Source organism: Mesorhizobium sp. M8A.F.Ca.ET.161.01.1.1, from assembly GCF_004792105.1.
Lineage (GTDB): Bacteria > Pseudomonadota > Alphaproteobacteria > Rhizobiales > Rhizobiaceae > Mesorhizobium.
This window is the reverse complement of record NZ_SRTD01000064.1, coordinates 1-458: the sequence shown is the minus strand read 5'-3', so window position 1 is coordinate 458 and position 458 is coordinate 1. Positions and strand designations below refer to the sequence as shown.

Sequence of the window (458 nt, the reverse complement as noted above, 5' to 3'; positions counted from 1 at the left end):
GCCTTGACGGCCAGGTTCCGCGGCGAAGTCAACCAGGACGACCACCAGGCCGTCGTCAAGCTCTTGCGGGCGGCTCTGGGTAAGGCTCTTCCTGCGAAGCAAGAAGCGAGCCTGCGTGCACTTCTGGAGCAGAAGGACGAGGTCCAGTACGGATCAAGGGCCAAGACTCGAAATGATGCCGAAAAGGCATTGGAGCGCCTAGAAGAGTTCGCCGCATGGGCCGAGCAGCAACTCGCTCTTTGAGAAGGACCGGTAATCCTGTTTTCTGTTGTCCTCGCAGTGCGTTGGCGGCGGTTGCTACCGAATTGCGAAGACCTGCGTTCAACTCGCTGATGCCCCATTCCTTCCAAAACCCCCCATCCGTCTCGGCGCTGCACGCCAATCCCGCTTCTCCGGCAAGGAGAGAAGGAAAGGATGGGAGGTGCCCGTGAGCCAACTCGGCGCCATCGTCACCAGCG

At 60.5% G+C, this 458-nt stretch carries 1 pseudogene; it reads left to right on the top strand.

Annotation, left to right across the window (positions count from 1 at the left end):
* Window positions 1-243 (top strand): annotated as a pseudogene (locus EN804_RS34590) (hypothetical protein); the annotation flags it as partial.
* Between the last annotated feature and the right edge of the window lie 215 nt (window positions 244-458).